We start from the raw sequence: 18,942 nt of genomic DNA on the forward strand, positions 1-18,942 counted from the left end.
CGTATGAAGACGCCCCGCTTTTTCATATATACCCCGGGCCTCCCGGATTAGAGGCCAAGGTGCTTTCTTAAATGCCAAAGGGGCAGCAATGCCCCCCGGAAAAAGGAAGGCCGGTTCACATGAACCGGCCCCCTTGAACTGTACCCGGAATTACTTCCGAAGACCCAGACGACCAATAAGCGTCGTGTAACGAGCTTCGTCCTGGCCTTTGAGGTAATCGAGCAGCTTGCGACGCTGGTTTACCATCTTGATGAGGCCACGACGGGAGTGGTTGTCTTTTTTGTGGTCTTTGAAGTGTTCTGTCAGGTTGGAAATACGCTCAGACAGGACAGCAACCTGCACCTCTGGGGAGCCGGTGTCGCCTTCTTTGGTGGCGTATTCTTTGATCAGTTCTTGTTTCCGTTCAGCAGTGATCGACATCGATCTTCTCCTAAAAATTACATATTGAAGACCCGCAAGGATTTCACAATGCCGTCTGTGTTTTCAGCAACCGCCAGCGGCGCGTCGCCACACATCAACACAATGGTTCCTTGCTTAGCCGTGGGCAGGTGGAGGGTTTGCCCGCATCGTATGCGATCCGCCTCCGGTTCCGATACGGCAACCGCCGGGATGTCGTCCAGCGCCGTCGTGATCGGACATAGGTAGTCCACAGCGCGCGCACTATGGCCCAACTCATCCAGCTTTTCCAGCGAAATCGCCTGTTCAAGCCCGAACGGACCTACCCGCAAGCGCCGGAGCATCCTCACATGCCCATGCGTACCAAGCGCTTCGGCAATATCACGCGCGAGCGAGCGCACATAGGTGCCCTTGCCGCAGGTGACAAAAAGCGTGGCCTCGCCTGCTTCCGCGTTATAGTCATCAAGCTTAAGTGTATGAATTTCAACAGGTCTTGCCTGAAGCATCACCTCTTCGCCGTCGCGCGCCAGCTTATAGGCACGCTGCCCGTCCACCTTGATGGCGCTATAGGCGGGTGGCACCTGCATGATGGTGCCGGTAAACTGCGGCAGGATTTCACGAATTTCAGCTTCCAAAGGGATTCGCCCGCCAGATGCGATGATGGCGCCTTCAAGGTCGTCCGAATCGGTCGCACTGCCAAAACGAATAGTGAAGGCATAGTCTTTCGATGCGTCCACAATGAAGGGCATGGTCTTCGTGGCTTCGCCAAGCCCGATAGGCAGAATGCCCGACGCCAGCGGGTCGAGCGTACCGCCGTGGCCAACCTTCTGCGCTTTGGTGACAAACTTGATGCGACCAACGACCTTGGCGCTCGACATCCCGAGCGGTTTGTCGACGATCATCCAGCCGTCGACCTTCTCACCCTTGCGGCGCCGTGCCACCTATTCTTCCTCGTCGTCCGGAAGCTCATCGGCATCGACGTCATCATCTTCGTCGTGCGCGAGGTCACGCTGTACCCGCGGGTCGCGCAGGATGGCGTCGATGTGGCTGGCTTCGTCGAAACTTTCGTCGATGATGAACTTGAGCCGCGGCATATATTTCATATGCACGACCTTGCTCATCTCACCGCGGATGAAGGCGGAATTTTTGTTGAGCGCCTTGGTCACCTTGCCGTTCGGGTCACCGCCGAGCGGCATCACAAACACGGTCGCGTTCCTGAGGTCAGGGCTGATGCGCACCTCGGATACCGTCACGCTTGCGGTCGCGAGGTCAGCATCCTGCACGTCACCGCGCTGGAGGATGGCCGAGATGGCATGGCGCACGTTCTCGCCCACGCGCAGAAGGCGCAGGCTCGGGCCCTTGGCATGTTGAGACCTGGACATCGGATATTACCCTAGCGTCTGGACCGGGAGGCCAGTGCAAGCCCTAGAGCTTGCGCTGGATTTCCACGAGTTCATAAACCTCAAGCACGTCGCCGGCTTTGAAGTCATCGTAGTTCTCGAACGTGAGACCACATTCCTGACCCGCGCGCACTTCCTTGACGTCGTCCTTGAAGCGGCGGAGGTTGTCGATCTGGCCTTCGTAGATGATGACATCGTCGCGCAGGATACGGGCCTTGAGGTCGTTGCGGATCGAACCGTCGACCACAAAACAGCCTGCTGCCTTGCCGGATTTGCCAGCCTGGAAGGCTTCGCGAATTTCGGCCTGACCCACCACGTTCTCTTTGTATTCCGGACCGAGCTGACCAGCCATCGCCGCTTTCACTTCGTCGATAAGGTCATAGATCACAGAGTAGTATTTGATCGTGATGCCTTCGGCTTCAGCCGCTTCACGCGCCTGTTTGTTCGGGCGAACGTTAAAGCCGATCACCAGCGCACCAGAAGCTTGCGCAAGCGTGATGTCGGTCTCGGTGATACCACCAACCGCGCCGTGGATTACGCGACACTTGATGTCGTCGTTACCAGCTTTTTCAAGCGACTGGGTGATAGCTTCCACCGAACCCTGCACGTCGCCCTTGATCACCACATCGAAGGTCTGAACGCCAGCGCTCTCCTTGAGTTTGGAGAAGATGCTCTCGAGCGTTTTCGGTGCAGCAGCAGCCGCTTGACGCTTCTTGCGCTGCATGTCCTGACGGTAGGACGTTACTTCACGCGCCCGGCCTTCGTTCTCGACAACAGCAAAGTCGTCACCCGCACCCGGCGTACCGTTGAGGCCAAGAACTTCAACCGGCACAGACGGCCCGGCTTCAGTTACTTGCTCACCCTTGTCGTTCACGAGCGCACGCACGCGGCCCCATTCAGGACCAGCAACGAAGATGTCACCAACACGCAGCGTACCACGCTGCACAAGCACCGTCGCAACCGGGCCGCGGCCCTTGTCGAGCTTGGCTTCAACAACCACACCCTCGGCATCGCGGTCAGCGTTTGACTTCAGTTCCAGGATCTCAGCCTGCAGGGCAATCGCTTCCTTGAGCTGGTCAAGACCGGCACCCGTCTTGGCCGACACTTCAACTTCCTGCGTATCGCCGGAGAAGGTCTCGGTCACCACTTCGTGCTGCAGCAGTTCCTGGCGCACGCGGTCCGGGTTCGCGCCTTCGCGGTCCATCTTGTTGATGGCAACGATGATCGGCACACCCGCCGCTTTCGCGTGGTGGATTGCTTCAATGGTTTGCGGCATCACACCGTCGTCGGCTGCAACCACAAGGATCACGATATCGGTCACGCTTGCGCCGCGCGCCCGCATTTGCGTAAAGGCGGCGTGGCCAGGCGTATCGAGGAAGGTGATCTTGTTGTCACCAACCGATACCTGATAGGCGCCGATGTGCTGGGTAATACCGCCCGCTTCGCCCGATACCACATTCGCTTTGCGAAGGGCGTCAAGGAGCGAGGTCTTACCATGGTCAACGTGGCCCATCACAGTCACGATCGGCGCACGTGGTGCCAGATCGTCCTCATGATCTGCCTCACCAACAAGACCAATCTCAACGTCTGCGTCGCTTACGCGCTTCGGCGTGTGGCCCATCTCTGTCACCACAAGCTCAGCCGTATCCTGATCAAGCGTCTGGTTGATGGTGGCAAGAACACCGAGGCCCATCAGGGTCTTGATCACGAACGTGGCTTTTTCAGCCATACGGTTCGCCAGTTCCTGAACGGTAATCGCTTCAGGAATGGTGATCTCACGGGCCTGCTTGGGCTGGTTCGCACTGGTATCGTGCGCCGCACGCTTCTTCGCTTGTGCGCGTTTGAACGCAGCGATGGAGCGCTGACGCTCATCACCGCCCGAAAGCGCGCCAGAGATCGTCAGGCGGCCGGAGCGACGGTCGTCGCCGCGACCACGGCCACGCGCCGGACGCTCAGGCGTCGCAGGTGCCGCTGCACCGCCGCCTTTTTTGTCCTTGCGCTTGGAGCGCGGCTTGCGCTCGTCATCTTCTTCTTCCTTGCCGCCGCCCGCATGACGGGCTTCCGTCGCTTTCTTGAGCTGCACGGCACGGGCTTCGAGATCAGCCTTCTTGCGGGCTTCCGCTTCGGCTTTCTCTTTAACCTTGATGTCTTCTTCAGCCTTTTTGGCGGCGTCAGCTTCGGCTTTTTTCTTCGCCTCAGCTTCTTTCTTCGCCTTCATGTCGGCTTCCGCCTTCATGCGTGCTTCAGCTTCATCGTCACGCGCAGCAGCTTCAGCCGCTTCGCGCATCTTGCGCTCGGCAGCTTCCTTGGCTTCGCGTGCTTCACGTTCTGCACGTTCCTTGGCTTCTTCTTCCGCACGGCGTTTTGCTTCTTCAAGCACGCGGATGCGGGTTTCCTGTTCGGTGTTCGTCAGGTTCTGCGCACCTTCACCGGCAGGCTTCTTGGGCACATAGGCTCTGGGTGCCTTGCGCTGACCCGGAGCTTCCTGAGCGGCTGGCGTTTCCGCGCCACCTTTGTGAAGCATCCGCTTTTTCTTACGCTCGACAACCACTGCCTTGCTGCGCCCATGGCTGAAGCTTTGACGAACCTGACCGGACTCAACCCCCTTGCCTACTCCAAGAGTGCCGCGGCCGGACAATGTCAGTTTCTTTTCGTCGCTCATATTACTCTTCGTTCCCTTGCGCTTCACAAGTCAGCGGGTCTACCCCGCGCAACCTCATCAATCGGCCAATATCGGCCTTAAGTATATCAGTGCCGCCGCTTGTCATCAGCAACACATGAACCACATTCTCGCGACCGAGCGCGCCAGAAAGCGCTTCACGGTCAAACAGCGATGCCGCGGGCACATCGCCCACAGCCGCTTTGATTTTGCGGCGCCCGTCTTCGGCGCCATCTGTTGCGGCCAGCAACAGCGCAGGTTTCCCTGTGCCTTTTTTACTGAGTGCCGCCTTGATCTTGTCAAAGCCGGTCACCAGATGGCCTGCACGCTGCTCAAGCCCCAGTCGGTCCAGACAGCGACGCGCGAGAAGGCGGTCAATCAGATCAACCAGATCATCAGGCACCGCTTCCCGCTTCACTGTGGTTTTCAGCGAGCGGCTGGCGGCCTTCGCAAGCTTGCCGTCCTTGACAGCAGCCCTGAGTGCCGCACCCTCCACGCTGACCCACATGCCCCTGCCGGGCAGCCGGGCGGCCACATCAGGCACCAAGGTGCCATCGGGGCCGAGCGCGAGACGGACCAGATCGCTTTCCGGTCGCGTCTCATGATTTAAAATGCACCGCCTCTCGCGCATGGCGTCATTTCCTGCTCGCGGTGCCGAAGGAATTACTCTTTTCCTTCTTCAGCCGTTTCGGCTGCTTCAGCTTCGACTGCAACGTCTGCGCCTTCTTCACCTTCTACCGCTTCTTCAGCTTCTTCTTCGGCATTGCCGAAAGCTTCTTCAGCGGAAATCCAGCCAAGAACAACACGCGCGGACATGATCATGTCGCTCGCTTCATCTTGTGCCAGACCGAAGGACTTGAGGATGCCGTCTTCCTTGCTGGTAAGCTCGTCCGCGGCGCAGCCAGCGAAGTCCTCAAGGGTCTTCACTTCAGCTTCACCAAGAGCCACAAGCATCTGCGGGGTCAGGCCTTCAACGTCGGCAAGGTCGTCTTCAACGCCTAGCTCGATACGCTTTTCGTCAGCCGCACGGGCTTCCGCTTCAAGGAAGTCGCGGGCACGACGCTGCAGTTCTTCCACGAGGCCATCATCGAAGCCTTCAACGGAGAGAAGCTCGTCGGGCTCAACATAGGCGATTTCCTCAACCTCGGTGAAGCCTTCCGCCACCAACAGATGGGCAAGCGTGTCGTCAACGTCAAGGGCTTCAACGAAGCGCTTCGACTGCGACATGAACTCTTCCTGACGGCGTTCGCTCTCTTCCGCTTCGGTCATGATGTCGATGGTCCAGCCGGTGAGCTGGCTTGCCAGACGCACGTTCTGGCCACGACGGCCGATGGCGAGGGAAAGCTGGTCATCAGGCACAACAACTTCAACGCGGGAGCGCTCTTCGTCGAGAACAACTTTCGATACTTCAGCAGGCTGAAGCGCGTTCACGATGAAGGAAGCTACGTCGCCCGACCATGGAATAATGTCGATCTTCTCGCCCTGCAGTTCGTTTACAACGGCCTGCACGCGGCTGCCGCGCATACCAACACATGCGCCAACCGGGTCGATCGAACCATCGTTCGAGAGAACGGCAATTTTCGCGCGGCTACCCGGGTCGCGGGCTACGGAGCGGATCTCGATGATGCCGTCATAGATTTCCGGCACTTCCTGCGCGAACAGGGCTGCCATGAAGTCCGGCTTGGTGCGGGACATGAAAATCTGCGGACCGCGGTTCTCGCGGCGCACTTCATAAATGATGCCGCGGATACGTTCGTTCTGGCGGATATGCTCACGCGGGATAACCTGGTCGCGGCGCATGATAGCTTCCGCGCGGCCAAGGTCTACGATCACGTTACCATACTCAACGCGCTTCACCACGCCGGTGACAACTTCACCCACGCGGTCTTTGTATTCGTCATACTGGCGCTGACGCTCTGCATCGCGCACTTTCTGAACGATAACCTGTTTCGCGGTCTGCGCTGCGATACGGCCAAAATCCATCGGCGGGAGCGAGGAAGCGAGGTAATCGCCAATCTCGGCGTCCGGCTTGTCATAGCGCGCGTCTTCAAGGCTGATCTGAACCGCAGGTTCTTCAACCTCTTCCACAACCTCAAGAACCCGGAAAAGACGGATGTCGCCGGTATTTTTGTCGATCTGCGCGCGGATTTCGTTCTCAGCGCCATAGCGCGAGCGAGCGGCTTTCTGGATCGCTTCTTCCATCGCTTCGAGAACGATGTCTTTGTCGATCGATTTTTCGCGCGCTACGAGGTCTGCAATTTGCAGCAGTTCCAACCTGTTTGCACTGACAGCAGCTGCCATCATCTTCACTCCGTCGTTTCAGGGCATGGCCACCCGGAACGCATCCGGGCCCCGTGCTAAAACTTATTCACCCGCGCACGGCTTATTTGCCGTCCGCGGCCTCAGCACCTTTGTTTGCGGCAGCTTTTTTCTGCACTGCCTCAAGTAGTTCGTCGGTCAGCAGAAGCTTGGCTTTGGCAATTTCGCCGAACGCCAGCTCCACTTCGCCCTCATCTTCTGTATCGATCTTTACAGTCTCACCATCGAACGCGATCAAACGACCACGGAAACGGCGGCGACCGTCAAGCTGGCTCCCGAGCTCCACCTTGGCTTCGAAACCAAGCCAGCGCTCAAAATCCTTCGGCCGGGTCAGCGGCCGGTCAATACCCGGAGAGCTTACCTCAAGGAGGTATTCACCCGGCAGCGGGTCCTCAACATCAAGGATCAGCGAAATCTCACGGGACAGGGTAGCGCAATCCTCGACACCCATGGTGCCGTCAGGCCGTTCCGCCATGATCTGCAGCGTCGGCTTGCGGCCACCGCCATAGGTCACGCGGATAAGCTCGAACCCGAGGGCCGATACCGTTGGTTCAATGATCTCGGCAATATTGGTTGCTGCGTCGCTCACCGATCCTGTCCTTCTTCCATCTCGCTTCTGGCCTCAACGTCGCCAGATACTCAAACCTTTTGGCACTCAAAACTCGTTGGCATATCTTGCCAAAAGTCACTCAAAACCGCGCTCTCCGCACGCCAGAAAAAGGCTATGGATGTGGGTCATCGCGGGCAGTGGGATTTTTCCCACTCCTGTGAAAGTTGACCAATCATCTAGGAGAAGCGGCCCCTATATACCTTCATGTGGCCTTGCCCGCAAGTCCGAAATGCAGGATTTCCGCGCCAGAGCTGAGCCTGCGCGTGTGATGCGTGCCGTTTCATGTGAAACACCCGAGTCGGAGGAATGTATCCCTTACTTGCGGGGCAGCCTTTTGAAGCGGAAATAGGTGGCGTGGCCTTCAAGCGCCTTGACCTCATAACGGGTCTCGGGCCAGTCGGCGGGACGCTTGAGCCAGTCCTCAGGCCCTTCGGCCAGAAATTCGAAATCGTCGCGCAGGCTCATCTGCACCATGGTCCATTCGCGGTAGATCGGATGGTCGGTGCCGATCCGGAGCTCCGCACCGTCCTTCATGATTCGCGCCAGATCATCAAGGTTATGGCGGTTCACAAAACGGCGGCGGGCGTGGCGGGTCTTGGGCCACGGGTCCGGGTGCAGCAGGAACACGCGGGAGACCGACGCCTCCGGCAGCTTCCAGATCACATGGCGTGCATCGTCACCATAGATGCGAATGTTGCTGGTGTCGGTATCGACAATATGGGCCAAGAGGCCGGCCACGCCGTTGAGGTACGGCTCGCAGCCGATCACGCCGGTGCGCTTGTGATGTTCGGCCTGCCAGGCAAGGTGTTCACCCTTGCCGAAACCAATCTCAAGCCAGACATCATCCACCTTGCCATCAAAGAGGGCATCGAGATCAATCGTTTGACCCTCACCGTCCGGGATCGGTACACCGATGGTGGGCAAAAAGTCGTCCATCAGCGACTGCTGACGGTCCGAGAGCGCCTTGCCTTTGCGGCGGCCAAAAAAGCGCTGCTCCGGCAGATGGAAACCCTCGGGGAGATCGTCAGGAATGTTGGCATCTTTTGTCATGGCGGTGCCTATAGCCGAAAGAGGCGCGGATGCAAAGTTTTTTGGCCCAGTCGCCGCACAAGTTCCGCACATATCCCGCACACTTCGTGCACAGTGTGCGGCCTAGCGCCGCCACACATATATAAGCCGCGCGAACAGGATAAAGGCACAAAGAAGCGCCGTCAGCATGCCGCGCATCTGGCTCGTAAGCGGCGCAGCCTCAATTGCTTGCGGCAACGGGCTTTCCACGAGCCCCTGTTTACCGAGACCAAGGCTTTGTACCGTGCGGCCATAAGGGTCAATCACCGCGCTTACGCCTGTGCTTGCGGCACGCACAAGCGGCAAGCCTTCCTCAATCGCCCGCATGCGGGCCTGACCCAGATGCTGGTATGGCCCTTCCGTCATGCCGAACCACGCGTCATTGGTGATATTGAGGATCCATTCCGGTCGCTTGGTGGGTGACACCACCGCGCCGGGGAAAACAATCTCATAACATATCAGCGGCGAGAAACTCGGGATACCGGGGATCTCGACCGTATCAACCCCGCGCCCGCTGGCCCAGGACTGCGCGCCCGTCAGCGGGTTGATACCCCACTGGTTCAGGGTTTTCTCGAACGGGATATATTCGCCGAACGGCACCAGATGCGCCTTATCATATCGCGCATAAAGATCTGCCTGCGAGTTGATGGCAAAGAGGCTATTGTAGAAATTCACCTCGCCGTCCTCGACCGTGAAGCGCGGCGCGCCCACAAGCGCAAAGGAACCGTAGTCGAGGAGCTTCGACAATCGCCAGCGGTGCAGTGAGCCCTCGCGGTCAAACTTTTCTGACTGCACAGCGGTCTCCGGCCAGATGAGCAGCCGCACACCCCGCGCCCGCCCTTCCTCGTCCCCATCGCGCGAGAGGCGCATATGTTTGTCGAAATGGTCTTCAATCAGGCTCGACAGCCACTTCTCGCTTTGTTTCACGTTGGCTTGCACCAGCCTGAGCGAGATGGGCAGATGGAAGCGGGTTTCATTGTCCGCGAGGCGCACTTGTCCGAGCATGGTGATACCGCTGAAGGCAACAACCGCCAGCATGGGCGCGAGAAAACGCTTCCACCCCACGGTGCCGTCAATCAGGCTCGTGAACGCGACCGCTGCCAGGATGGTGATAAAACTAAGCCCATGTGCGCCAATATAATAGCTGGCCTGCGCAACCGGTAGCCAGTTCGCCCATGCTGTACCAATGAGGTTCCATGGAAAACCGGTGAACCATGTGCCGCGGGCAAATTCGAACATCACCCACGCACTGGCAAACACCACCATGCGGAATAACCCTTGCGAGCGCAGGCGGTAAGTGATCCAGAACACGATGCCGATATAGATAGCGAGAATAGCCGACAGCGCCGTAATGGCAAACGGCGCCAGGATTGCCGGAATAGCATCCTGCTGCGTGAAGGAATGGCCAATCCACGTGAGGCCGACTGAGAAGAACCCAAAACCCGTCCACCAACCGTAAGCAAAGGCAGCACCGCGACTTTTGGCGCGGTCGATCATCACCAGCATGAGCGGGAAGGCGATCAATAGGCCGGGGAAGAAATTAAGCGGCGGGAAAGCGCGCGATAGCACAACACCCACAAGGAAGGCGAAGGCAGGCATGCCAAAGCGTCCCTTGGCCTCAAGCCAGTCAAAAAAGCGCGCAACATAGCGCGCCGGCGCAGTCATTTCCGCCGTCCCCGCCACCTGGTTATTTTCCTGCATTCTCGGCTGCTGTTTCTTTGTCTGCCGCTGCCGCGTCTTCACCCGGCACATGGATACGTACCTTATAGATCCGGCGCGGGTCTGCATCCACCACCTCAAAACGATAGCCGCTATCGTGGGTCACCACCTCGCCAATCTCAGGCACAGAGCCCGCGAGCGAGAAGACAAGACCACCAAGCGTGTCCACGTCTTCCTCATCTTCTTCGGGCAGCAGGTCGATACCGAGCTCGTCTTCAAGCTCGTCAATCTCGATACGGGCATCGGCGTCATAACCGCCACCCTCAAGCGCGGTCAGATAGGGTTCCTCGATGGTGTCGTGTTCGTCCTCGATCTCGCCAACGATCTCTTCGACGATGTCTTCTACTGTCACCAGGCCGTCAGTTCCGCCATATTCGTCCACCACCAGCGCCATGTGGGTGCGCGCCACGCGCATTTTGGCCAATAGGTCGATCACCTTCATGGACGGCGGTACAAACAATACTGGCCGTTGAATGCTCTCCACCTTGAAGCTTTCCGTCTCCACCCCGTCCGCGATAACCTTGAGCGCATCCTTCACGTGTACCATGCCGACAACTTCGTCGAGCGTTTCACGGTAGACCGGCATACGGGAGTGCGAACCGTCGGCGAATACACGCACGAGGTCAGCGTATGAAATATCATAGTTCACCGCGACAATATCCGCGCGCGGCACCATAACGTCATCCACACGCAGTGCCGCGTATTCGATCACGTTGAAGAGCATCTCGCGCTCTTCCTGCCTCAGGCTCGGGCCACGGGTTTCTTCCTCGTGCTCCTCAAGCGCCTCTTCAAGGCTTTCACGCAAGGTTGTCTCGCTCGGGCGAATGCCCAGCATGTCTTTCAGGGAACGCATGAAGCCTCCACCGTTCTTCACGCCCTCGTCAGTCATCGATCGCTTCCATCGTCATTGGCACCAGATAGGGGTCCGGGATATTGAGGCCCGCAAGAATTTCCCGCTCCAGCGCTTCCATTTCTTCTGCTTCATCATCATCGATATGGTCGTAACCCATCAAATGTAAAACCCCATGCACACACAAATGGGCCAAATGATGGTTGACCGGCTTGCCCTGCTCCGCCGCTTCATCCACGACAACAGGCACACAGATGACCATATCACCTAACATGGCTGGTGGCCCACCCGCGAGCGCGAAGCGGAAAGCTTCATCAAGCTCATCAGGCTCCAGGCCGGGGAAAGAGAGGACATTGGTTGGTTTGTCTTTACCGCGATAATCACGGTTCAGATCACGGCTCTCATCAGCGCCCGTTATGATCACGGAGAGGTCCATGGGCGCCGCGACTTTGGGAGCGGATGCGCGGATCGCAGCCACTACAGCCTGCTCGACCTCTTGGAATACAGAGGCCCCGTCCCCGAGGCCACCATCACGCATGTCAAAATCAAGTGTGAGACCGGGGAGCGCCGAAGATGCCTCCCGGTCGTTGCTACTAGATGAAGGGTCGTCGTTCATATCTCTCTCTTAACGGCCGTCTTCGTCGCCATACGCTTCTACAATGCGGCCCACAAGCGGGTGGCGGACCACGTCACGCTGGGTAAAGCGGGTAACCGCAATACCCTCGACCCCGCGCAGAATGTCAAGCGCATTCCTCAGCCCAGAGCGAGTTCCCCGCGGCAAGTCGACCTGCGTGATATCACCACAGATCGCCATGCGGGAGTTTTCACCGAAGCGGGTGAGGAACATTTTCATCTGCATCGGGGTGGTGTTCTGCGCCTCATCAAGGATGACAAAAGCGTTCGCGAGCGTACGTCCGCGCATGTACGCGAGTGGCGCAATCTCAATCTGGCCACTGGCAATACGTTTTTCAACCTGCTCCGCCGGCATCATGTCATAGAGGGCGTCATAAAGCGGGCGAAGATAGGGGTCCACCTTGTCACGCAGGTCACCCGGCAAGAAGCCGAGGTTCTCACCCGCTTCTACTGCGGGACGCGAGAGCACAATGCGGTCAATCTCGCCCGCGAGCATACGCGCAACAGCCATGGCAACGGCGAGATAGGTTTTGCCTGTGCCCGCCGGGCCGACACCAAAAACCATCTCGTGCCTGAGCAGCTTGGACATATAGTCCACCTGCCCCGGCGAGCGTGGTGCGATGACCCGGTTGCGGGTGGTGATTTTAAGATTGTCGCCCACCGGCTCAGGCCCACCGGCGCGAGCACTGACACTTTCGGTCTTGGGTGCGGGAACGCCTTCCGCCATACGAACAGCAGCATCGACTTCGCCGATATCCACTGCCTGGCCGGTGGAGGCCATGCGGTAAAGGTCTTCAAGGATTTTTTTGGCAAGTGTTGCGCGGTCTTGCGCGCCTTCGATCGCAACCCGGTTACCCCGGTTGATGATAACAACGCCGAGGCGTTGCTCTATGCGCGCTAGATTCTTGTCATGCTGGCCGAAGACGATTGCGGCTAATCGGTTGTCTTCGAATTCGACCACCTTCCGGGCTGGTTGGTGACCTTGAGACGTGGTGCCCGACGATTTGGGCGCGTGGCTGGCCTTGGCATACATATCGTGCAGTTTGCGGCTCCTTATTGCCGACCCGGCAGGCACGCGAATGCGCCTTTAATGCAGGGCCCTTACAAGTTCCCCTTTAAGGCTGTTTGGCCCAGCTTCAAGGATCCTGACCCGAACCAGTTTGCCCATGTAATCAGTGTATGTTTTATCGCCCGCCGCGTCCAGCGCATTGTGGTCATTTCGAACATCCACATAGACCGACTGCAAGTAGGGGCTGCGGCCGATCATTTGCCCATCACGTTTGCCGAACCGCTCCAGAAGAACATCCATCTCTTTTCCGATGAAACCCTCGTTGAATTCGATCTGGTGTTCATTGATGAGCGCCTGCAGGCGCGCGAGCCTTTCGGACTTCACATCTTCGGGCACTTGTTCCTTGCTCACGCTCGCGGGCGTGCCCGGACGCGGGCTATATTTGAAGCTATAGGCCTGCGCATATTTTACCCGGCGCACGAGGTCGAGCGTGTCCTCGAAATCCTCATCCGTTTCGCCCGGGAAACCAACGATAAAGTCGGATGAAAGCGCGAGGTCAGGCCGCGCAGCGCGCAAGCGGTCAATCACCGCGAAATATTCTTCCCGCGTGTGCTTGCGGTTCATGGCGTCAAGAATACGATCCGAACCGCTTTGCACAGGCAGGTGCAGGTAAGGCATGCAGGACGCAATATCGCGGTGCGCGTCAATCAGTTCCTGGTCCATGTCGCGTGGATGCGACGTGGTGTAGCGAATGCGCGTCAGGCCGTCGATCTTGTCCAGTTCCGCAATCAGGCCACCAAGTGTTGCAGTGCTGCCATCAGCCGCTGTGCCGTGATAGGCGTTCACATTCTGACCAAGGAGGGTGATTTCCATCACGCCGCGCGCCACAAGGCGTTTGGCTTCCTCAACAATATCACTGACCGGGCGGCTGTATTCAGCGCCGCGGGTATAGGGCACCACACAGAAGGTGCAGAATTTATCGCAACCTTCCTGAATGGTAAGGAAGGCGGCGGTGCCTTCAAAACCGCTTTCGTCCGTTGGCAGATGGTCGAACTTGGTATCGACCGGGAATTCTGTATCCAGCACGCGAGCCGACATGCGACCACCGGTGCGCTGCTCCTCCGCCGCTTTCAGCATGTCCGGCAGGCGGTGATAGGTCTGGGGTCCGAGCACCATGTCGATCGCAGGCGCACGTTTCATCATCTCTGGCCCTTCGGCCTGGGCCACACAGCCGGCAACCGCGATGAACATGTTCTTGCCTTCAGCGGCTTTGGCGTCTTTCTCGGTGCGCAGGCGGCCGATCTCGGAGTAGACCTTCTCGGCTGCTTTTTCGCGGATGTGGCAGGTGTTGAGGATCACGAGATCAGCGTCTTCCGCGCTCTCGGATTGCTCGTAGCCGTGGGGTTTCAGCACGTCCGCCATCCGCTTGCTGTCATACACATTCATCTGACAGCCGTAGGTTTTGATGAAGACTTTTTTACTCACCGCACTGCTCCTGCCCCGCGATGCGCGGGATCACTCGATCGCGCACATGATTGCGCCATGTCTCAAAAAGGTGCCGGAGACTAGCATCAAAGCCTCCAGAGTCAAGAATGCAGCGGTACGGAAGTCGCGGAAACTCAGGCCGGGCCGAGGGTTGGGCCAGTGGCGCCGTCGTCGCTTGCCGCTACGAGAAGCGGCAACTGTGGGCCCATCTTCAGTTCTGCCCTGTGCGCGCGCTCAAGCCCACGGCGCACTTCTTCCTCGCAGTAAGTCGCGAGGGCCTTGCGGGACCCCGCTTCAGCGACCGTAACCGGCGCATGAAATTCGATCAGCGTTTCAATGCGCGCACGGCCCATCAGTTGGCGCAGGTGGCCAAAAAGTTCCACATCGCCAAGCCACGCAACAACCGGCTTTTGCGAGCGGATAAGTGGCATGCCGTTCACGCCCGTATAGGCCAAGGTGACCGGCTGGATGAGGAGCTCACGGTGGCTGGCTTCGTCAGCCCGCTCAGCGACAGAAAAGAGCGCTGACTTGAAGGGAGCCACGCGCATGCCGTCAGTGGAGGTACCTTCCGGGAACAGGATCAGGCTATGGCCAAGCTGCACACGTTCCTTGAGTGCATCACGCTGGCGCGCGCTTTCCGACCGGCGCTCCCGATTGACAAAAACGGTTTTATGGAGCGAACACAGCGAGCCGATGAAACCCCAGCCCGCCACTTCGGATTTGGCGATGAAGCTGGCGTTCCTCAGGTGCCCGCCCAACACAAGGATATCGAGCCAGGAAATATGGTTGCACGCATAAAGCACCGGGCCTTTATGGTCGTGCCTGATGCCACTGATGTTGATGCGAATACCAAGGATACGGCACACTGCGCGGTGCCAAAGGCCCGCAAATGTCCACCAGCCGCGCGACTTGAAACGCACAGCGACATACTGCACCGGCAGTATAAAAACTGACATAAGGATCACGAGGGAAATACGACTGACCCCCAGCAGGGTCCAGCCTTCGCCGCCGAGGTTCGACCTCAAGCCCGCATATTCCTCCGCCATGTCATTCGCTCCGCTTCATCACACCGCCGAGGACGCGGTGTGTCAGTCTGCTTTCTTGATCGGCGTGCCGTAAAGCTCCATGCGGTGGTCTACCAGCTTGAAGCCCAGCTTGCGCGCGATCTCAATTTGCAGCTTTTCTATTTCATCATTGTGAAACTCGAGCACTTCGCCAGTTTCCACATTGATCAGGTGGTCGTGGTGCTCATCCGACACGGGTTCATAGCGCGAGCGGCCATCCCTGAAGTCGTGACGTTCCAGAATTCCTGCTTCCTCAAAGAGCCGCACCGTGCGGTAGACGGTTGCAATGCTGATACCGGAATCGATTGCCGTCGAGCGGCGATACACCTCTTCCACGTCCGGATGGTCTTCGGCTTCGGTCAGCACCTTGGCAATGATGCGGCGCTGGTCCGTCATGCGCATGCCTTTTTCGAGGCACAGGTCTTCAATATTCGGACGTTCCATATTCATGACCCTCAGGCACTCCTTCACGTATTCAACTCTCTCGGAAATATGCTCGGAAGATGGCACAGGGAGTAGCCAAGCGCAAGGCACAGCTGGCCTAATTTGGGCCGCTGTGCCGCCATGTTTTTAGCTAGTCTTGGGAAATCAGCTTTTTTTACCGCGCCCAAGGCCAATTTTTTTGGCGAGGTCACGACGCTGTTTCGCGTAATTCGGGGCAACCATCGGATAATCGGAAGGCAAATTCCAGCGTTCGCGATAATCATCCGGCGTCATGTTGTAACGTGTCTTGAGGTGACGCTTCAGCATCTTCAGCTTCTTGCCGTCCTCAAGGCAGACCAGATAGTCTGGTGTGATCGATTTCTTGACCGGAACAGCGGGTTCCGGCGTATCTTCAGTAATGGCGCCTTTTTCACCAAGATCGCTCAGCGTCTTGAAAACCTGCCCGATCAGGTTTGGCAACTCATCCACTGCGACGGAATTATTTGACACATGCGAGGAGACGATCTCAACCGTCAGCGCCAAAAGATCTTCCTTATGTACTTTGTCCTGCTCCATATCCCTCAGTCCGGCTTGCCAGGTTTAACTGGAACTTCTTAATGTTGCGCAACAGCTGCTCAACAACCTAAAATGATGCACTGCCTCCAACAAACGCGGAAACACTGCATGACAAAGCATCCCCCACAAATGCTTGACCTACTTGGTGCCTACTGTCCTATGGCTTTCGTCAAAGCCAGACTCCACCTGGACGCGCTGTCCAGCGGCGACATCACCACAATCGTCTATGAGGCAACCCCCTCAAACGAGCCGCTTGTTCGCTCCATCAGGTCTCTTGGTCACACCATTCTCTTGGAAGAACTGGTTGACCCGGCCTCCATTACCCCCGAGCCCGGAAAACCGAATGAACCGCAGTCAAACGACTACGTACAGGTAACCCTACTTAAAATTGAAGTAAATAGATAAGGCGGCTTTTTATTTATTTTTCTTTGTCGTCTGGCGAGTTGTTTAAAAATAAACACAAACATAGAGCATCAAAACGACTGCCGCTTTGTGTCATATAGTAGCCCGATCTTTTTCCCGTTTCGGTAAAGCCAAATTGCTCATAGAGCTTGATTGCGCGGCTGTTATCCTCGCGCACCTCAAGGAAAATTTGTGTTACAGCCATATATCTCAAGTGCGAAATCATCTGTCGCATCAAAAGGCTGGCGACGCCTTTTCCTTGTGAACCCTCAAATACAGCAACTGTAATAAGTTCGGCTTCATCCAGTACCGCACGGTATAAAATAAAGCCGACAGGATTATTTCCCTCATGCGCGATTTTCACGAAAACGCCAGGCATATCAATCAGAGCGCGAAACTCATCCGCGGTCCAGGCACGCTCATCCATCGCGGTAAATGCGCTTGCATACATTGCCTCAAGCGCCGGCAGCACCCATTCGGCCCCGACGTCGATATCGCTAACCTCAAATGTCATGACTATTCTACCGGCAAAAGCGCCTTGGCCTTGGCGGCATCGGCGTCACGGAGATAAGCTGGTTCTGGCGGATTTGAAGCGGCATCAAGTTGCGCACCCAGTAGGGCGAGCACGACCGGGTCAACTGCATCGCCCGCGCAAGCCATGCCTGCGAGCGCCGCACCGCTACCCACCACCTGTCCGGGCGTCGCCGCCACACGTGTTTCAATATCCGGGCCGTCAAAGCATCCTGCCTCGGATCGCACCTCCGGCACCATGCCCGGAGCAACACTGAAACACTGGTGATAACCTTGCCCGCCGCGCCCCATAACAACGGCGTGCACTGTGCCCTCACCGCCCGCAGCCAGCGCCTGCAGGCTGGTAACCCCAACAACCGGCGCATCAAGCGCGAGGCCAAGCCCACGCGCCACGGAAAGCCCGATACGAAGCCCGGTGAAAGTACCGGGACCAATGGTCACGGCAATGCGGTCCACTGCGTCATAACCCAGGCCGCTTTCGGCCATCATTTCATCAAGCATGGGCAACAGCCGCTCGGCATGGCCACGACCAATGGCTTCCTGCCGCACGGCAACCGCGACGCCTGCGCGCACAAGCGCAGCCGAACAACTGCCCTCGCAAGTATCGATGGACAGTACGGTCATGCCTTCTGGGTTAGTTGGCCGCTTTATGGTCAAACTTCTGGTCCAATCACTGTTGCCGGTCGCGCCCGTCTTGCCAGTTTGCCGCAAACAAGGCAAGACTATGCCGCAAGGAAGGACACTAATATGCAAAGTATAGCCCGCTTTTTCACTGCCTGCATTCTGGCCGCCAGCAGTGCGGTATCAGCGCTTGCGGATCAGTCTGCCGCCATACTGCTTTATCACCGTTTTGGCGAAGACGATTACCCCAGCACCAACATCCGGCTGGAGCAGTTCGATGCTCAGATCAAGATGATGCAGGAAAGCGGCTATCATTTCATGAAACTGGGTGATTTGGTCGCGCACCTTAAGGCCAACAAAAGCGTGCCTGAACGCACGGTCGTGATCACAGTAGATGACGCCTACAAATCCGTCGCCCTAGAGGCATGGCCGCGCCTAAAACGCGCCGGCATCCCCATGACCCTGTTTGTCGCCACAGATGCGGTCGACAACGCCACATCAAATTACATGAACTGGGACGACGTGCGCCGCCTCAAGGCTGAGGGCGTGGAAATTGGTCACCATAGCGCCAGCCACCTGCATATGATCGACGCTGGCGTGAAAGCCGCGGTCGAGGACGTGCGCAAGGCAAGCGCCCGCTTCAAGGCTGAGCTTGGTTCGGTACCACCCCTCATTGCCTACCCTTACGGTGAATATAATCTGGAGCTTCGCAAAGCCATGATAGCTGAGGGTTTTGAGGCGGCTTTTGCGCAGGTTTCGGGCCCGGCAGCCATCTGGTCAGACCCGTTCAGCCTCCCGCGTTTCCCGGTGAATGAACGCTACGGCGAGATGGACCGCTTCAAACTGATCAGCCAGGCCATGGCACTGCCGGTCAGCGACGTTGCCCCGCTTGAGCCGGTGCTCGCGGAAGATCGCAACCCGCCGGTGTTTGGCTTTACGCTTGATGAAAGTGTGCGCGGGGCATCCACTCTCGCCTGCTACCCAAGCCATATGCGTGAGCCCGCTGAGCTGATCCGGCTGGACGGCAATCGTGTGGAGGTCCGGTTCGAGCAACCGTTCCCGAAAGGCCGCGCGCGCATCAACTGCACCCTGCCCGCAGGCGGGGGGCGTTGGTATTGGCACGGCCAGTTCTTCTACATTCCGGGTGGCGAGTTGGACTAGGCCAACCGGAAATTGG

20 protein-coding genes are annotated in these 18,942 nt (G+C 57.9%); 2 read left to right on the forward strand and 18 right to left on the reverse strand.

Annotated features, from left to right (window positions below; translation table 11 throughout):
* Positions 1 to 150: 150 nt before the first annotated feature.
* From rpsO to B150_RS0102760, 16 genes are all read right to left on the reverse strand, one after another.
* Positions 151 to 420, reverse strand: a complete 270-nt coding sequence (gene rpsO, locus B150_RS0102685) for a 30S ribosomal protein S15 (RefSeq protein ID WP_020398339.1) — start codon at positions 418 to 420, stop codon at positions 151 to 153.
* A 17-nt stretch (positions 421 to 437) separates the two neighbouring features.
* Positions 438 to 1,337, reverse strand: coding sequence for a tRNA pseudouridine(55) synthase TruB (truB, locus tag B150_RS0102690; protein WP_020398340.1), 900 nt, complete (start codon positions 1,335 to 1,337; stop codon positions 438 to 440).
* Positions 1,338 to 1,778: a 30S ribosome-binding factor RbfA gene (gene rbfA, locus B150_RS0102695; RefSeq protein WP_020398341.1), complete on the reverse strand. Its 441-nt coding sequence runs from the start codon at positions 1,776 to 1,778 to the stop codon at positions 1,338 to 1,340.
* A gap of 43 nt (positions 1,779 to 1,821) precedes the next feature.
* A complete protein-coding gene (infB, locus tag B150_RS0102700; protein ID WP_020398342.1) occupies positions 1,822 to 4,458 on the reverse strand; it encodes a translation initiation factor IF-2 in 2,637 nt (878 codons plus the stop codon).
* A gap of 1 nt (position 4,459) precedes the next feature.
* Positions 4,460 to 5,086 (reverse strand): DUF448 domain-containing protein, encoded by a 627-nt coding sequence (locus B150_RS0102705; protein ID WP_020398343.1) that lies wholly within the window; start codon positions 5,084 to 5,086, stop codon positions 4,460 to 4,462.
* Between the two features lie 32 nt (positions 5,087 to 5,118).
* Positions 5,119 to 6,759 (reverse strand): transcription termination factor NusA, encoded by a 1,641-nt coding sequence (gene nusA, locus B150_RS0102710; protein ID WP_020398344.1) that lies wholly within the window; start codon positions 6,757 to 6,759, stop codon positions 5,119 to 5,121.
* A 79-nt stretch (positions 6,760 to 6,838) separates the two neighbouring features.
* Positions 6,839 to 7,363, reverse strand: a complete 525-nt coding sequence (gene rimP / locus B150_RS0102715; RefSeq protein WP_020398345.1) for a ribosome maturation factor RimP — start codon at positions 7,361 to 7,363, stop codon at positions 6,839 to 6,841.
* A 336-nt stretch (positions 7,364 to 7,699) separates the two neighbouring features.
* Entirely contained in the window at positions 7,700 to 8,434 is a 735-nt protein-coding gene (gene trmB / locus B150_RS0102720; RefSeq protein ID WP_020398346.1) for a tRNA (guanine(46)-N(7))-methyltransferase TrmB, read from the reverse strand.
* 102 nt (positions 8,435 to 8,536) lie between these two features.
* Positions 8,537 to 10,153, reverse strand: a complete 1,617-nt coding sequence (lnt, locus tag B150_RS0102725) for an apolipoprotein N-acyltransferase (protein WP_020398347.1) — start codon at positions 10,151 to 10,153, stop codon at positions 8,537 to 8,539.
* Complete coding sequence (locus B150_RS0102730; RefSeq protein ID WP_020398348.1) at positions 10,140 to 11,060, reverse strand: hemolysin family protein; 921 nt, start codon at positions 11,058 to 11,060, stop codon at positions 10,140 to 10,142. The genes lnt and B150_RS0102730 overlap by 14 nt, the downstream gene beginning before the upstream one ends.
* On the reverse strand, positions 11,053 to 11,559 hold the full coding sequence (ybeY, locus tag B150_RS19465) for an rRNA maturation RNase YbeY (RefSeq protein WP_025897115.1): 507 nt from the start codon (positions 11,557 to 11,559) through the stop codon (positions 11,053 to 11,055). Before ybeY ends, B150_RS0102730 begins: the two co-directional genes overlap by 8 nt.
* An 87-nt stretch (positions 11,560 to 11,646) precedes the next feature.
* Complete coding sequence (locus tag B150_RS19470; RefSeq protein ID WP_020398350.1) at positions 11,647 to 12,687, reverse strand: PhoH family protein; 1,041 nt, start codon at positions 12,685 to 12,687, stop codon at positions 11,647 to 11,649.
* 54 nt (positions 12,688 to 12,741) lie between these two features.
* A complete protein-coding gene (gene miaB, locus B150_RS0102745; protein WP_020398351.1) occupies positions 12,742 to 14,148 on the reverse strand; it encodes a tRNA (N6-isopentenyl adenosine(37)-C2)-methylthiotransferase MiaB in 1,407 nt (468 codons plus the stop codon).
* 134 nt (positions 14,149 to 14,282) lie between these two features.
* The gene (locus B150_RS19475) at positions 14,283 to 15,194 is read right to left on the reverse strand and encodes a lysophospholipid acyltransferase family protein (RefSeq protein WP_020398352.1); all 912 of its coding nucleotides are present in this window, start codon (positions 15,192 to 15,194) and stop codon (positions 14,283 to 14,285) included.
* A gap of 42 nt (positions 15,195 to 15,236) precedes the next feature.
* Complete coding sequence (locus B150_RS0102755) at positions 15,237 to 15,662, reverse strand: Fur family transcriptional regulator (protein WP_020398353.1); 426 nt, start codon at positions 15,660 to 15,662, stop codon at positions 15,237 to 15,239.
* Positions 15,663 to 15,800: 138 nt separating this feature from the next.
* Positions 15,801 to 16,211, reverse strand: a complete 411-nt coding sequence (locus B150_RS0102760; protein WP_020398354.1) for a Ros/MucR family transcriptional regulator — start codon at positions 16,209 to 16,211, stop codon at positions 15,801 to 15,803.
* 108 nt (positions 16,212 to 16,319) lie between these two features.
* Between B150_RS0102760 and B150_RS19480 the strand changes: the two genes are divergently transcribed.
* Positions 16,320 to 16,616: a sulfurtransferase TusA family protein gene (locus tag B150_RS19480; protein ID WP_025897109.1), complete on the forward strand. Its 297-nt coding sequence runs from the start codon at positions 16,320 to 16,322 to the stop codon at positions 16,614 to 16,616.
* A gap of 13 nt (positions 16,617 to 16,629) precedes the next feature.
* On the opposite strand, the gene rimI is transcribed toward B150_RS19480, so the two are convergent.
* Both rimI and tsaB read right to left on the reverse strand, forming a co-directional pair.
* The gene (gene rimI, locus B150_RS19485) at positions 16,630 to 17,127 is read right to left on the reverse strand and encodes a ribosomal protein S18-alanine N-acetyltransferase (RefSeq protein WP_020398356.1); all 498 of its coding nucleotides are present in this window, start codon (positions 17,125 to 17,127) and stop codon (positions 16,630 to 16,632) included.
* Positions 17,128 to 17,129: 2 nt separating this feature from the next.
* Complete coding sequence (tsaB, locus tag B150_RS0102775; protein ID WP_020398357.1) at positions 17,130 to 17,768, reverse strand: tRNA (adenosine(37)-N6)-threonylcarbamoyltransferase complex dimerization subunit type 1 TsaB; 639 nt, start codon at positions 17,766 to 17,768, stop codon at positions 17,130 to 17,132.
* Positions 17,769 to 17,891: 123 nt separating this feature from the next.
* Between tsaB and B150_RS0102780 the strand changes: the two genes are divergently transcribed.
* On the forward strand, positions 17,892 to 18,926 hold the full coding sequence (locus tag B150_RS0102780; protein WP_020398358.1) for a polysaccharide deacetylase family protein: 1,035 nt from the start codon (positions 17,892 to 17,894) through the stop codon (positions 18,924 to 18,926).
* The last annotated feature ends 16 nt before the right edge of the window (positions 18,927 to 18,942 follow it).

The sequence above is a fragment of the Kordiimonas gwangyangensis DSM 19435 = JCM 12864 genome, assembly GCF_000375545.1.
Taxonomy (GTDB): Bacteria; Pseudomonadota; Alphaproteobacteria; order Sphingomonadales; family Kordiimonadaceae; genus Kordiimonas; species Kordiimonas gwangyangensis.